Annotated in this window: 13 protein-coding genes; 9 read left to right on the top strand and 4 right to left on the bottom strand. The window is 59.7% G+C overall.

Annotated elements, in window-relative coordinates; genetic code table 11:
* Positions 1 to 275 precede the first annotated feature (275 nt).
* On the bottom strand, positions 276 to 455 hold the full coding sequence (locus YUA_RS0136965; RefSeq protein WP_027535162.1) for a hypothetical protein: 180 nt from the start codon (positions 453 to 455) through the stop codon (positions 276 to 278).
* A gap of 166 nt (positions 456 to 621) precedes the next feature.
* On the opposite strand from YUA_RS0136965, the gene YUA_RS0136970 reads away from it, so the two are divergent.
* Both YUA_RS0136970 and YUA_RS0136975 read left to right on the top strand, forming a co-directional pair.
* Positions 622 to 1,182: an RNA polymerase sigma factor gene (locus tag YUA_RS0136970; protein ID WP_027535163.1), complete on the top strand. Its 561-nt coding sequence runs from the start codon at positions 622 to 624 to the stop codon at positions 1,180 to 1,182.
* 2 nt (positions 1,183 to 1,184) lie between these two features.
* The gene (locus tag YUA_RS0136975) at positions 1,185 to 1,946 is read left to right on the top strand and encodes a hypothetical protein (RefSeq protein WP_027535164.1); all 762 of its coding nucleotides are present in this window, start codon (positions 1,185 to 1,187) and stop codon (positions 1,944 to 1,946) included.
* Between the two features lie 137 nt (positions 1,947 to 2,083).
* Here YUA_RS0136975 and YUA_RS50630 read toward each other — a convergent pair whose 3' ends face one another.
* Positions 2,084 to 2,227, bottom strand: coding sequence for a hypothetical protein (locus YUA_RS50630; protein WP_156947542.1), 144 nt, complete (start codon positions 2,225 to 2,227; stop codon positions 2,084 to 2,086).
* A 614-nt stretch (positions 2,228 to 2,841) separates the two neighbouring features.
* Here YUA_RS50630 and YUA_RS0136990 point away from each other — a divergent pair.
* The 6 genes from YUA_RS0136990 to YUA_RS52875 all read left to right on the top strand — a co-directional run bounded on the left by YUA_RS0136990 (position 2,842) and on the right by YUA_RS52875 (position 10,177).
* Positions 2,842 to 4,506 carry a methane monooxygenase gene (locus YUA_RS0136990; protein WP_027535165.1) on the top strand — a complete coding sequence of 555 codons (1,665 nt, stop codon included), beginning with the start codon at positions 2,842 to 2,844 and terminating at the stop codon, positions 4,504 to 4,506.
* A 76-nt stretch (positions 4,507 to 4,582) separates the two neighbouring features.
* Complete coding sequence (locus YUA_RS0136995; protein WP_027535166.1) at positions 4,583 to 5,641, top strand: NADH:ubiquinone reductase (Na(+)-transporting) subunit F; 1,059 nt, start codon at positions 4,583 to 4,585, stop codon at positions 5,639 to 5,641.
* A 33-nt stretch (positions 5,642 to 5,674) separates the two neighbouring features.
* A complete protein-coding gene (locus YUA_RS46275) occupies positions 5,675 to 6,784 on the top strand; it encodes an aromatic/alkene monooxygenase hydroxylase subunit beta (RefSeq protein ID WP_051383599.1) in 1,110 nt (369 codons plus the stop codon).
* Between the two features lie 25 nt (positions 6,785 to 6,809).
* Positions 6,810 to 7,166, top strand: a complete 357-nt coding sequence (locus YUA_RS0137005; RefSeq protein WP_027535167.1) for an MmoB/DmpM family protein — start codon at positions 6,810 to 6,812, stop codon at positions 7,164 to 7,166.
* A 106-nt stretch (positions 7,167 to 7,272) separates the two neighbouring features.
* Complete coding sequence (gene groEL, locus YUA_RS0137010; protein WP_027535168.1) at positions 7,273 to 8,910, top strand: chaperonin GroEL; 1,638 nt, start codon at positions 7,273 to 7,275, stop codon at positions 8,908 to 8,910.
* 790 nt (positions 8,911 to 9,700) lie between these two features.
* Positions 9,701 to 10,177: a M20/M25/M40 family metallo-hydrolase gene (locus tag YUA_RS52875; RefSeq protein ID WP_371259940.1), complete on the top strand. Its 477-nt coding sequence runs from the start codon at positions 9,701 to 9,703 to the stop codon at positions 10,175 to 10,177.
* On the opposite strand, the gene YUA_RS46280 is transcribed toward YUA_RS52875, so the two are convergent.
* Together YUA_RS46280 and YUA_RS0137035 are read right to left on the bottom strand one after the other, a co-directional pair.
* On the bottom strand, positions 10,110 to 10,886 hold the full coding sequence (locus tag YUA_RS46280) for a pyrimidine 5'-nucleotidase (protein ID WP_245285359.1): 777 nt from the start codon (positions 10,884 to 10,886) through the stop codon (positions 10,110 to 10,112). The two genes, YUA_RS52875 and YUA_RS46280, sit on opposite strands and share 68 nt — an antisense overlap.
* Before the next feature lie 173 nt (positions 10,887 to 11,059).
* Positions 11,060 to 11,323, bottom strand: a complete 264-nt coding sequence (locus YUA_RS0137035) for a hypothetical protein (RefSeq protein WP_027535170.1) — start codon at positions 11,321 to 11,323, stop codon at positions 11,060 to 11,062.
* Between the two features lie 24 nt (positions 11,324 to 11,347).
* Here YUA_RS0137035 and YUA_RS50635 point away from each other — a divergent pair, with 24 nt between their 5' ends.
* On the top strand, positions 11,348 to 11,794 hold the full coding sequence (locus YUA_RS50635; protein WP_027535171.1) for a hypothetical protein: 447 nt from the start codon (positions 11,348 to 11,350) through the stop codon (positions 11,792 to 11,794).
* The last annotated feature ends 1,792 nt before the right edge of the window (positions 11,795 to 13,586 follow it).

Raw genomic sequence — 13,586 nt, forward strand, 5'->3', positions numbered from 1 at the left:
GATGAGGTGATGCAGGATATGCGCGATGCTCTTGCCGCCGGAGGAAACCGTGTGACCGCCTTTCACCGCCAATTCTCGCTTGTCGGTGCCGACGGCGCGAAGAGCCGCGCCAGCCTCAGTCCCAGGTGCAATTCTTGGCGGAAAGCACCCGTTTCATCCCGGAAAGCTCGAATGTCGCCTCCGTCCAGGAGTGCCTTCATGGCTCCCGGCTTCCTTCTCGTCACATGCGGCTGCGATTTTCGCGGCCGCGGCGCTCGTTGCCTTCGGCATCACCATCACGCCGTTGTCATCCGCGCTGACGATGTCGCCCGGGTGAACGGCAAGCCGCCGATGACCGGCTGATTGATCGTCGAGAGCGTCTCCTTGACGGTGCCCTTCGTGAAGAGCTCATAGCTGAACACCTTGAAGCCGAACTCGCGGATCGCCGCCACGTCGCGCCGGAAGCCTCTTGCCAAAAGAACACGCCGCTGTTTTTGCAAAGATTTTTATGTTGTCGAATTTATTTGGTCTGGTGGCGATGAAAACGTGCCGCAGGCTCGCCTACCCGAATGAGACTTCAGCTGTTCGCCAAGGCGATGGGGACGGCGGCCATTTAGAATGCCTCGAGCAAGGCGGTGAAGAATGCAAAAACGACCGGACTGGGTGGACGACATCGATTGGGACGACCTCTATCCAAGAGTCCTCGCTGTCGCCTATCGGATGAGTGCCGGTCGAGCGAACAGGCGGCACGAAGCCGAACAACTTGCGCAAGAAGCTATCACGCGGAGCTTCACAACCAGGACGGTTGATTTAAAAAAATACGAACTCTTCGTCTATCTCGTCGGCATCATGCGAAGCATTCGCAGCGATCAGATGAGGTCACCAGGCGCAAGGCTGTTCGATTTCGATGATGAAGCGGTGATCCGCTTCCCCGCGCGTCCCACTCAAGACGACGCGCTGTCGATCGCGAATCTTTCGCGGCTCATCGAACAACAGGACCCAGGGGCCAACCAAGTAGCGATGCACATGCTCGCAGGACTCAGAACCTCGCGTGAAATAGCCGAGGCCATGAGTGTTCCTCCTCAAAAAGTGGACGCGCTCAAGAAGAATTTGCGCCGCATCGTTCTGGAGCTTGGAGGGAACGACTTGTGCCTCAAGCGTAAGCCGGCGTCTGGCACCAAGATCGCTGAATTGGAGGAGTAAACATGGATAAATCGCTTATCGAAACGATCTTGGCTCGCCTCGACGCGAACCCGCCGGAAGATCATACGGATGTTCTTGATTATCCGGACGCCGTCATTCGAGAGGAACTGCGAGCAGCGGGACTGCGCCCCGAAATGCCGCAGGCCTTGCGCGAACTGACGGGAAAGTCTCAGGGCGATCCGAAGCCTCGGGGAGAACTCCACCCACATGGACGGATCGGCGCCGCTGCAAACGCCATTGCACGCATATTCACGACGCGATGGCGGTTGCGTCTAGCGTTTGGAATAGCTGGCGTCGCTCTGGTTGGGAGTACGATTACGATGACCGTATTCTCGCTCCAGTTGCGAGCTGAAGTTGCCGAGATGCACTGGATCAATCAGTCCCTCAAGCCTGCGCGCTCGGAATCGCTAGCGGATGTCGTCGCCTCGTTTGTAAGGCAACAAAGGGAAGTCGCAGCAGAGCTAAAGAACAGGCAAAATGAGATTTCCGAGATTGCCTTACAGATCAAGACAGCGCGCGCTTCCTTTGCCAATCGGGAGGGACATGTCATGTTCTCCCCTCCAGCACTCCAAGACACTCAAGCCTCTGGAATGAAGGATCGGACATTGTCTTTGGCTTATGCCATGCAATCCACATCGAAGGCAATCGAGATGCCAAGATTGAATCGCGACGTTAACTCGTCCATCGACTTTGAGAAACTCGGTTATATGAGCAGTGTTCGGTGCTCGCCATTGCCAACCAATACTGACAAAATCCAGCCTTGAGAGCTAGCAATCAAGCCTGCGAGTGCACTCTCACTCGCCGGCTTCCTTCTAAATGCCCACCGCATGAGCAATCGCCATCGCGAAGTAGATCAGTGCGATGGCAGCGTAACTCGCGCAGATGATCAGGGTCTCCTTGTTCATTCTTTGCCGCCTTGCTCATTCGATTCGTTCGCCGTCGATTGGCCGGTCGCAACGTGCGCTTTGTTTGAAAACCGCCAATGTACCCAGGCGACGACCAAATAGATGACCGAAATTGCGATATATCCTTGCGCCTCAAGCATCCAAAACACCTCCATGCAGCCTGTCGTTACTCAGTAAGGCGAGCCAGGTTCTGGATTTCGGATCGCGCGATGGCAATCGCTCAAGGAAAGCAAATTGCAATTTCAATTGAGATGTTCGCGCCGCGGCTCCCGACTGGCGAGATTCCCATCTCGAGATCGATTTTAGTTCACCTCATGCTTCGCCAATTTCCCAAAACCACCGTAACCGGCATGAAGCCTCCACCTCCTCATCGCGCGGTTCGCTTGGGATACAGGCTGGCATGAGCTGATGGGAGGAGGTGAAGCGATGGCAAATGCCATGCTTGATGCCAAGCAGGAAGGTGAGGCGCTTGGGTGACGGAAACAGGTCGTTTCTGTGCAGAGCCGAAGACGATCGGCGGACCCGCATCGCGCGTCGACGGAACAGATCTGCGTCACCGAAGGGACAATCGTGTTGCGCGCCGTGTCGCATCGATGACGCGCCCCGCTCCGCCTATTCCAAGAAATCCAGCACTTCTCCCCTTGGCACGTATGTTGCTGAGCGGACTCAAGCGGTGGCCGTGCCTGATGAGCGGGCCATGTCGTCACAGCCAAACCGCAAAAAGCCCCGCCGCGCCAGGGAAAGGAGATGAGCGATGACTGAGGCACTCACACTCAACAAGATCACAAGCCAGAAGGGCATCAGTATCGGGGAGGCGACGCGCCTCATCGCGGATCTGGGCTGGACCCCGTCCTATGTGCAGGACGCGATGGCGATCCCGACCGACTACAAGATCAGCAAGCCGCCGCGCGACCCAATGAAGCAGGTGCTGCGTTCCTATTTCCCCATGCAGGAAGAAAAGGACAATCGCGTCTATGGCGCGCTCGACGCAGCGTTGCGCGGCGACATGTTCCGCAACGTCGAGCCGCGCTGGATTGAATGGATGAAGCTGTTTCTGGCGATCATCCCCTTCCCCGAGATCTCGGCCGCCCGAGCAATGGCGCCGCTCGGGCAACTCGCCCCCGGCGATCATCTGCGCACCGGCTTCACGATGCAGATGGTGGACGAGTTCCGGCACTCGACCATCCAGATGAACCTCAAGAAATGGTACATGGAGAATTACATCGATCCGGCCGGGTTCGACATCACTGAGAAGGCGTTCGGCAAATGCGCTGCGACGACGATCGGGCGGCAGTTTGGCGAGGCCTTCCTGACCGGTGATGCGATCACCGCATCGAATATCTATCTCCAAGTCGCCGCCGAGACGGCGTTCACCAACACGCTGTTTGTGGCGATGCCGTCGGAGGCCGCACGCAACGGCGACTACGCGTTGCCGACCGTGTTCCTCTCGGTCCAGAGCGACGAAAGCCGCCATATCGGCAACGGCCATTCGATGCTGATGTCGGTATTGAAGGAGCCAGATAATCATCTGCTGTTGGAACGCGATATTCGTTATTCCTTCTGGCAGAACCACATGTTCGTTGACGCGATGATCGGTACGATCATCGAATATGGCACCAAGAATCGCGACAAGAATAAGGAGAGCTACGCGGAGCTGTGGCACCGCTGGATCTTCGAGGACTATTATCGCACTTACATGCTGCCGCTCGAAAAATACGGCATCAAGATCCACCACGACGACGTCCATGAGGCGTTCGATTCGATCGTCAAGAAGGGCTATGTCCACAAGGTCGCGCAGTCCATCTCGGCCGGCTGGTGGGCGAATTTCTGGCGGATCGAGGCGCAGACCGAGCGCGACTTCGAATGGTTCGAGGCCAAGTATCCGGGCTGGTACGACGAGTTCGGCGCCTGGTGGGAGAATTACGAGAAACTCTCCAAACCCGGCAGCGAGATCATCACCTTCGCCGACACCGGCTACGTTTTTCCGCATCGCTGCTGGTCGAGCCTGGTGCCATGCGTCGTCCGCGAGGACTTCTGCGTCGACGAGGTGGACGGCGAGCTGTTCACCTATGCCAGCGAGGTCGACCGTTGGACCCACAAGGAAGCGTTCGCCGCCGAATATCAGGGCCGTCCGACCCCGGCGATGGGCCGCTTCTCGGGCCGCCGCCAGTGGGAAGAGGTCTATGACGGCTGGGATCTCGCCGACGCCATCGTTGACATGGGCTTCGTGCGTCCTGACGGCAAGACGCTGATCGCTCAGCCGCATATGTCGTTCGAGGAGAAGGACATGTGGACGCTTGACCATGTCCGAGGCCACCCCATCCGCAGCCCGCTGCTCGCGCTGCGCGAACTGAAGCCCGAGGCGCGGGCCAAACATGTCGAGGACTATCGCAAGGGTTTCAAGATCCGCCGGATCTGACCCCCCACCGGCTGCCGGGGAGGTGGTGTCGCCGCCTCCCCCGGCATCCGCTGCGACTGCCTCACGGAGAATGATCATGGGACAGGAAATGCCTCAGCGCAGGCCGGCGGTGCACAAGGTGCGCCTCGAGCCGGTAGGGGTCGAGATAGAAGTGGAGGAAGGTGAGACCGTCCTCGACGCAGCCTTCCGCCAGGGCGTCGCCCTGCCGCACGGCTGCAAGGAAGGGCAGTGCTCCGCGTGCAAATGCATCCTCAACGAAGGGGATGTGGAGATGCTCAAATATTCGACCTTCGCGCTCTCCGACCGGGAGAAGGAAAGCGGTCAGGTCCTGCTGTGCCGGACGCTCGTCTACAGCGACGTCGAGGTCGAGCTGCTCAACTATGACGAGGACCTGCTGTCGCGCTCGATCGCAGTCAAGGCGTTCAACGGAAAGCTGGCGAGCGTCGAGCCGCTGACGCACGACATCGTTCGCATCGCGATCAACCTAGACGAACCGATGAAGTTCTGGGCCGGACAGTTTGCGGACCTGACGCTCCATGGCGCGGAGATCACGCGCTCCTATTCGATGGGCAATCCGCCGAGTGAGCCCGATCGCCTGGAGTTCATCATCAAGCGTTATCCCGGCGGTGCCTTCTCGACCGCGATCGGCGAGGCGAAGATCGGTGATCCGATCACGGTGAAGGGGCCTTATGGCTCTTGCTTCCGTCGCGAGCAGCGCGACGGGCCGATGATCCTGGTCGGCAGCGGATCGGGCATGGCACCGTTGATGTCGATCCTGCTCGACCAGGCGGCAAGCGGCGAGACGCGCCCGGTTCGCTTCTTCTACGGCGCCCGGACAACGCAGGATCTGTTCGCGCTCGACGTCTTCGCCGACCTTGAAGCGCGGATGCCCGACTTCAGGTTCATTCCCGTCTTGTCACATGTCGAAGCGGATTCGGAGTGGAACGGCGAAACCGGATTCATCCACGACGTGCTGCGCCGCCACCTGCTCGACATGGAGAATACCGAGCAGGCGGACGCCTATAGCTGCGGTCCACCGCCGATGATCGATGCCGCACTGCCGACCCTGCAAATGGCCGATATCGACCCGGCCAGGATATATTTCGACAAGTTCACGCCCGCCACCCAAGCATGAGGCCGAATGCCCAAGAGAGAGAGGGAGAAGACGATGTCTGGACGAGTGATGGAGCAGGAGCAGAGGTCCGCAGCGGCGCGCGCCAAGACCTTTCCGGGATCGGATAGCCGAGCCTATAATTATTTCGAGCCGAAGGGGCGTCGGGCGACGCATTACGAGGACGTCACCGTTGACGTCCAGCCGGACCCCGAACGCTACCTCCTCCAGAATTGGATCATGTCCTTCGGGGACGGCACGCCGACATACTCGAAGGAGTGGACCGCGCTGAAGAGCAGCGACTGGCACCTCTATCGCGCGCCCGACCAGGAATGGGAACGGACGCACTATCAACGCCAGTCGACCATCTGCGGCATGATCAAGAACGTAACCGACAACGCGCGGCGCGCCGGCGCACCGAGGCGCTTCGACAAGGCGTGGGTGAAAATACTGCAAGATCATCTGGGTGCCTTCAAGCATGCCGAATATGGCCTGGGCACCGCGCTGATGCGCGCGCAGCGCTACGGCTATACCCAAATGGTCAACAACGCGATCCTGACCAACTCGTCCTACAAGCTGCGGCTGGCGCAGGATCTAACGCTCTATCTCGGCGAGATCGCGCTCGACATCGAAGGCTTCGACGTCGACGCCGGCAAGCGCAATTGGCTGGAGAACCCGATCTGGCAGAAGGCTCGCGAACTCGTGGAATCTGCACGCGGCGCCGAGGATTTCCTGGAGCAGTATTTCATCGTCAACGTGCTATTCGAGCCACTGGTAGGCGAGTTGTTCCGCTCTGGTTTCGTCATGCAGGTCGCGGCGACACAGAACGACTATTCGTCGCCCGCCGTCATCTCGGCGGCGGAAGCGGATTACGAGCGCAACCTAGCCAATACGGTTGAGCTGTTTGCGACCCTCGTGCGCGATCCCGCGCATGGTGAGGACAATCGGCGCCTGCTGCAAGACTGGTTCGACAAATATTCACCGATCGCGACCCAGGCGGCGCTCGATCTGCAACCCATCTGGTCACAGCCGCAGGTGAAATCGGCGCAGTTCGCCGAATCTTATGCGTCGGCGATCAACCGCCTGCAGGCGATCGTGTCGGAGATCGGCGTCTTCTCGACGCAAATTCCGATGCCGGAGCTGCAGGTCGCCGAGCCCGTCGAATAATCGCGCCACGAAAGGAACCCACAACATGGCCGTTACCACCGAGCAGCGGCTCTTCACGCCGCTCAAGGACATCACCCAGGAACGCACCATCTCGCATCAATGCGGGATGACGATGAACGACAGCGTCGAGGCACGCTGCATCGCCGAGATCATGGAACAGCGTCCCGGAATCAAGGTCACCTACCTGCCGGCGATGATCCGTGTGGACGGCGAGGGTAAGATCGTCTTCGACATGGCCGAGATCAGCGAGGCGCTCGGCCGCGAGATGACACCGCACATCTTCGAGATTTCCACCGCCACCCATTACGGCCGGATGGTGATGATCGACGAGAACACCGTGATCCTCTTCGGGAACATGGACGAGGCGCTCCAATACGAATGACGCGATCACGCGCCGGCGGCCGCGCCGCCTGCGCGTGCCATCCCCTAGCCAGACCGGAATGACAAGGCTCTGCCCAACGGACGGCGGCGCACACAGGAGACGATAGATGGCCAAGATCATGCTTTACGATGCTGACGCTAGGGCGGCGCTTGCGCGCGGCGTGGACCAGCTTGCCCGCGCTGTAGTCGGTACGCTCGGTCCCAAGGGAACCAACGTCATCATGGATCGCCCGATCGGGACGCCGTTGGTGTCGCGCGATGGTGTCAGCATCGCGGCCGAGATCGAGTTACCCTGCCGGTTCGAGAATCTGGGCGCGCAGGTTGTTCGCGAGGTGTCCGCCCAGACCAATGAGATCGCCGGTGACGGCACCACGACCGCGATAGCGCTCGCCAATGCGCTGGTGCAGGATGGCGTGAAACTGGTCGAGCACAAGCACAAGGCGGTCGACGTTGTCGCCGGCATGGACCACGCCCGCGATCTGGTCATCAAAGCACTGCGAGAGGGCTCTCGGCCGCTGCGTCAGGGCGAATTGCGCATGGTTGCAAGCGTGGCGGCCACCGAGACGTCACTGGGAGAGCTTATAGCGGAAGCGCTCGAGCGGGTCGGCATCGAAGGCGTCGTCCATGTCGAATATGCGTTGCCGGGCTCACCGACGCGGCTGGAGGTCGACGAAGGGCTCGTGCTCGATCGCGGATTCGTATCGCACCATATGGCGACCGACAGTTCAAGCCTGGCCGCCGAACTCGACAATCCGGCGATCCTGCTGACCGACCACAAAGTGCCATCGGCCGAGCCGATCCTGCGTATCCTCGACCAGCTCAAGGAGAGCGGGCGTCAGCTGCTGCTGGTAGCTGACGAGATCGCGCCTGAGGTCATCGCGGCGGTGATGCAGGCTCGGCTTCAGGGACGTGGCACCGTCGTCGCGATCAATCCGCCGGAATTCGGCCATTGGCGTAAGGCGATGATGGAGGATCTCGCGATCATGACGGGTGGCCGGGTGATCGCGCGCGACCTGGGTGCCCGGATCGAGGAGGTGACGATCGCCGATCTGGGCAATGCGACGCGCGCGAGGGTATCCGCATCCGCGACCGTGATCCTGGGCGGCAATGGCGACAAGGCGGCCATCGACGGGCGGCGGCAACTGGTCCAGAAGCTGTGGGACGAGGCACCGCAGAATATCGAGCGCGACAAGCTGGCCGATCGCCTTGCAAAGCTCACCCGCGGGACCGCACTCCTGCTCGCAGGCGGCGCCACGCCGGTCGAGCAAAAACGCACGGCGCAACTCCTCGAAGATGGCCTTAACGCAGCCCGGGCTGCCCGTGGCGAAGGTGTGGTGGCCGGTGGCGGTACTGCCCTCGCGCAGGTCGCAGCGCGGCTCGATCCGTTGGTGGATCAGGAGGTTGATGGCGCACAAGCCGGTGCGATGCTGGTCCGCGATGCGATCAAGCGCCCATTGGCGATCATCGCCGGCAATGCCGGACAGGATGGCGCTATGATCGTGACACGGGTCGTCGCCGAGCAACCCGGCACGGGCTTCGATGCCAGGAGCGGCAGATTTACCGACATGTTCGAAGCCGGCGTCATTGATCCCGTCAAGGTTACCTGCGCCGCTCTCGAGAATGCGGTGTCGGTGGCCAAGCTGATCTTGACGACTCATTCGCTCGTCGTCGATCTTCCTGAAGGCGTCGATCCTACCGCCGGCCCTGCGCGCGGCGGCGGTGCCGAAGTTTACGGCCGGAGCTGATCGGCGCGGACCGACGATCGCCATCGCGTTCGTTCCGCTCCGAGCGGTGCTTTCCGAGAGCGGCACGGAAAGCAACCCATTGTGTTGGCAGCTATGGGGCCGGGACAGGATATGACGTCTGCCCGGCCCCTCTGCCAGAATCTCTTGAAGCATGTGGAGGCCCTGTCGGAGCAAATAGCAGAACTGGAGAAGCGTGAATGCGCGAAAGATTTCGGTTGCGCCGCTGCAGCATGTGCTGGAGGCCACCCAGATGGAATATGGGAGTATCACTGTGATAGGCCTTCCCCCCGATTGGACCGTCCTTGTCGACGAAAGGCCGACGAAAAAAGGATCGCGTCTTTATCGGCTCAGGCAAGGCACGATCGAAATTGATGGTGCCGGGTGCGGTGTTCACCACGAGCTCCGATTTTGTGGTCGTACCTCAGCTCGGCGTGAGCGCAACGCAATAGTAGGCCACGGCTGGATCGCGTTGCGAAGCTGATTGCAGCGCCAATGGTCGCCTTAACTATCGCTGTAGCTCAAGTTTACGGACGAGTAGAAGCCGCACAACATAAGGGATGAAGCCGTGCAACCAAGCCAGTCAACGCTCAATTGTCTGAGCGCTCTCGTTGAGTTCGACACGGTGAGCGGCAGGTCAAATTTCGAATGCGTCGATTGGGTGAGAGCTCATCTTGAAGGATGCGGTGGGCACGTGCGGCTCGATTTCGACAGCAGCCAGAGAAAGGCTAATCTGTTCGCGACGTTTAGGGATGGACCAGGCGGAATTATCCTTTCTGGTCATCTTGATGTCGTGCCCGCCGACGGACAAGAATGGCTGAGCGATCCATTCAAGCTCGTTGTCAAAGACGGGCGAGCCTATGGCCGCGGGACGTGCGACATGAAGGGATTCGACGCGGTCATCCCGGGGCAAGCGAAGAGCTTTGGGCAAGCAAGACTGAGCCAGCCGATTTACGTTGCGCTTACATACGACGGAGAGCCGCGGTGCATCGGTGTTCGTGAACTCATAGCCGCTCTTGACCGCTGGAATATTCATCCCGTCGATGATGCGATGATGCGCGACACGACCAGACTGAACGCGGCCCCAATGATGCATTGCTGCGATTCGTCCACCGCCATTGTTGCAGTCCTTTCGATTGTAAGCCCGCCCCAACGGCGGCTTTCGATGCCCGGTTCAAGGCCGACGCGGACAAGTGGGACCGTCACAAGCGAGCCGAAGGCTCACGGCCGAAGCAGCCTTCCCGAGATCGTCTATTTGGCAATTGTGTGAGAAAACTACCGAGGTTATCCGTCTCAAAATCGACGCAAGAGGTAAGGCCGGTCTGACATTTAGAGGTTTCGTCGTGGATCGCTTGATTCGTCGGCGTGACGAGCACGGTCGTCATGCCGAGACGGTGTGGAATATCAAGATTGCGGGCAATATCCTCGAACATCGCCGCTTGGCACGGATCGACGCCGAAGCGTTTGATGAAACTACGATAGCAGCGCTCATTGGGTTTTGGCACGAAATCGCAGGCCGCGATATCGAAAATGCCATCGAAAAGATGGTCGATGCCGAGCTGTGCAGCTGTCTTAAGCGCATGGTTTTCGGAGCCTGAGGTGAAGATGAAGCGGCGTCCGGGTAGGCGCGCAATAGCGGCAGCAAGTACCTTGTCGCGCTTAAGTCCTGAGCGATCGATGTCATGTGCGAAGTCGAGGAAGAAGTCTGGTGCTACGCCATCCTCGACGATCAGACCGCGCAATGTCGCACCGTAACGTTCACAATAGTAGTGCTGTAAAGCTTCCGCCGAGAGCCCATCAAGACCGAAGAGACGCGCGACAAATATAGTGATCCGCTGGTCTATTTGCGAGCAAACCGACGTTTGCGCCGGGTAGAGAGTATTGTCGAGATCGAAAACCCAGTTCTCCACACGCGCGAAGCCTCGCTGGAATGAATCGATACGCATTATCCCTGACGGGTGCAGAGCATGCATCGCCATGTCCCAACGAGCCTCCCGTGGATGTGTTGCCGTTCGGTCCCTAGCTTAGGCACAGGACATTTGGTTGGATGGGCCGCTTTAGCTCCGAAATCGCGGCCAGCGAATTTCTACCGGATCTGAACCACTCGATCTCCTCCAAGAACGAGTAGGGGTTCATCAGCCGGGAGATGTGATCATGATGCGAGCCGTTCGCGGAATACATCGAGGCCAATGATCCGAGTGAAGTGCCACGCCTCGAGCTGGTCCTTCAAAAAGTTGAAAAACCGCTCGTCGTGGGTGGTAATCAGGATTTGGCTGCCACCGAACATGGTCGCGATGAGCCCGGCAATAGTGCGCCGATGATCGGCATCGTAGGAGGTGACGATGTCATCCAGCGCGATGATGGGCGCGCCGACATTAAACTGCTGGATCGCCGCCGTTCTCAACGGCAGCGCCACCTAATGGATCTGTGAGTCACTCAAATGGCCGCCCAGCAAAAGAGCAGACGTGCGGCTTCCGATTTGCCGCGCGTTCGTCGTCGTACTGAAATCCAGCTTTCAGTGATGTTGCGGGGTGGCGTCGTGGAAGAGTTTTACAGGGCTTCGCGCAGCGTGCGCGCGATCTGCCGGAGCGGGCGGACCCTTCACGAGGAAACGGCTGCTCGAGCTCGCCGGGCGGTACGATGCCAGGAGCAAACCGCCGGTATCCAGAGGCGCGCGCCCCCTACCGCCCACCCGAACGACGTTACCAGCATCGATTTTCTCCGCATCCGCCGAGGCACGATCAAGGGCAGCCGCGCCGAAATCAAATGCGACGCCTGCGACGGCTCGGGATCGTTGCCCGTCCGAGAGCCGGAGCCCGGCCGCAAGATCTATCCGGGTCGCTGCACGAAATGCGCCGGCAAGGGCCGAATCCCCAAGCCCGAGTGAGTACGAGTGGGGCGAGCGTCCGTTCGCATTCGACGCTGCATTGCGCAACGGATGTCAGTCGGAAACGCCGGTCAAGATCGCAGCGGGTAGCCAACTGAAAACTCGTGCTGGGCGGAAAAAAGGCGCCTAGGCATAGGTCAGTGGCCAAACCCGCAAGCGCCCGACGCCTATGCCGCGCCCCCCCCTGCGCTATACTCATCGCTAACTCCGCCCATGCCGCGCGAAGGGGCGCTGCCACAGCGGGAAGCGGACGCGGGATTTTCGGAGGCCGAGGTCGTCTATCGAAAGGGCCTGTACCGAGCCATACCGGCACCGGATTGCACCAACGGTCTCGCTTCAGAGCTCACTCACTCCTGGAGCACGCTGCCAGCGCGGCATGTGACGGAGCTGCTTCTCAAGCGCGGTCCCAGCCCGAGCAAAGAAAGGGAAGTGCCCCGCGAACTCAGACTTTCCATCTACACGAATGGGCGAGCTACCAGCTTGCGGCAACTTTGCTGACCCACTTTCATATTTTTCCCGAGCCGGCCTTGTGTTATTTTAGGCGACTTTTTTAGATTGCTAGAATGTAGCGATACTTCAGTGATTTGGGTGAAATAATGGCCAGGATCGCTGTTTCCCGCGAAGCATTCCGCGGTCTGTTCGCCTTGTATGCTGCCAAAGCGCACCACGATCAGAGGCACGACGGCGAGCATTGCCTCACGAAGCTGTTCAGATCCAGCGACGACATACCTGACGGTCTACTTGAGCTGTGGTCTGAGCGCGTCAACACGCTCGATCCCGAGACTGTTGGCAATGTCCTATGTCCGCGCGCGCGCGGTTGCCGATGGCCGCGTCGAATACGATCATGCCAGCGACTTCCTACATGCCTTGCTGAGAGAATTGAACGGGAAGCAGCACTGAGCGCGACGAACAAGCCCGGCCTTTGCGCCGGGCTGATCGCCAATATGGTTCGGTTCTCAGCAACCACCGATTAGAGAAGAGTGCTCGCGCTCGGTCGGTTCGGATTCCGACACTGGGACGCTTGCTTCCGAGCTGCGCATGAATGCGTTGCCTTCCGCACGCTCCTGGACACGCGCGCCATGGTGGGAAGATGCGCTTAAACGCGCAACAAGACCCTGGTAGGCAGCATTGGAAACTGCCCGCAGAGGCAGAGTACCGGGAGCATCTGGCGGCTGCGGCTTTAGCTCATTGAGCTTCGATGCGACATGTCGGCAACCTGCTAGACCGGCATGGCTAATGTTCGAACTACCCGGCGGTGAGACCGGCCGTCTATGTAGGACGGAGCGGTCGCCTCGATTGTTCGTTCGACGTTTCACCTCCAAATACAGCAACGAGGCGATCACCTTCCCAAAGCTCAACATCGTGCTCGCCATACATTTGTTCGGCTCGACGTCTCGCCGCCTGCTCGTCAATGCAGTCGAGCTTTGCGGCACAAATCACGTGCCGGCTGCTGTCCACCACGAACACTTTGTACCGCATGATGCAGTCCCATCCCAAAGGGGGGACCGTCACCGTACTCGAACGTCCGTCTAAGGCCGCGCCAAACTTCAATGCATGCGCGCGGAACTTTGTACCTGTGGCAATTCCGCTATACTAGCTCGCTAGACCTCATCGACGGCGCGACGACGGATCAGGCAAACCAGGATAGTGCGCTTCAGTGGCGCAATCTCACCGCGTGCCGAAGCGAGCGGATCGAGCTCAAAATAGAGAGCATCCCCAGCATCATCAGTAGAACGCCAAGCCAAGTTGCCGTCCGGCTCGGCGCCTCGTTACGAGCCTCTGCAGTGAGCAC

The organism is Bradyrhizobium sp. WSM3983 (assembly GCF_000473045.1).
Taxonomy (GTDB): domain Bacteria; phylum Pseudomonadota; class Alphaproteobacteria; order Rhizobiales; family Xanthobacteraceae; genus Bradyrhizobium.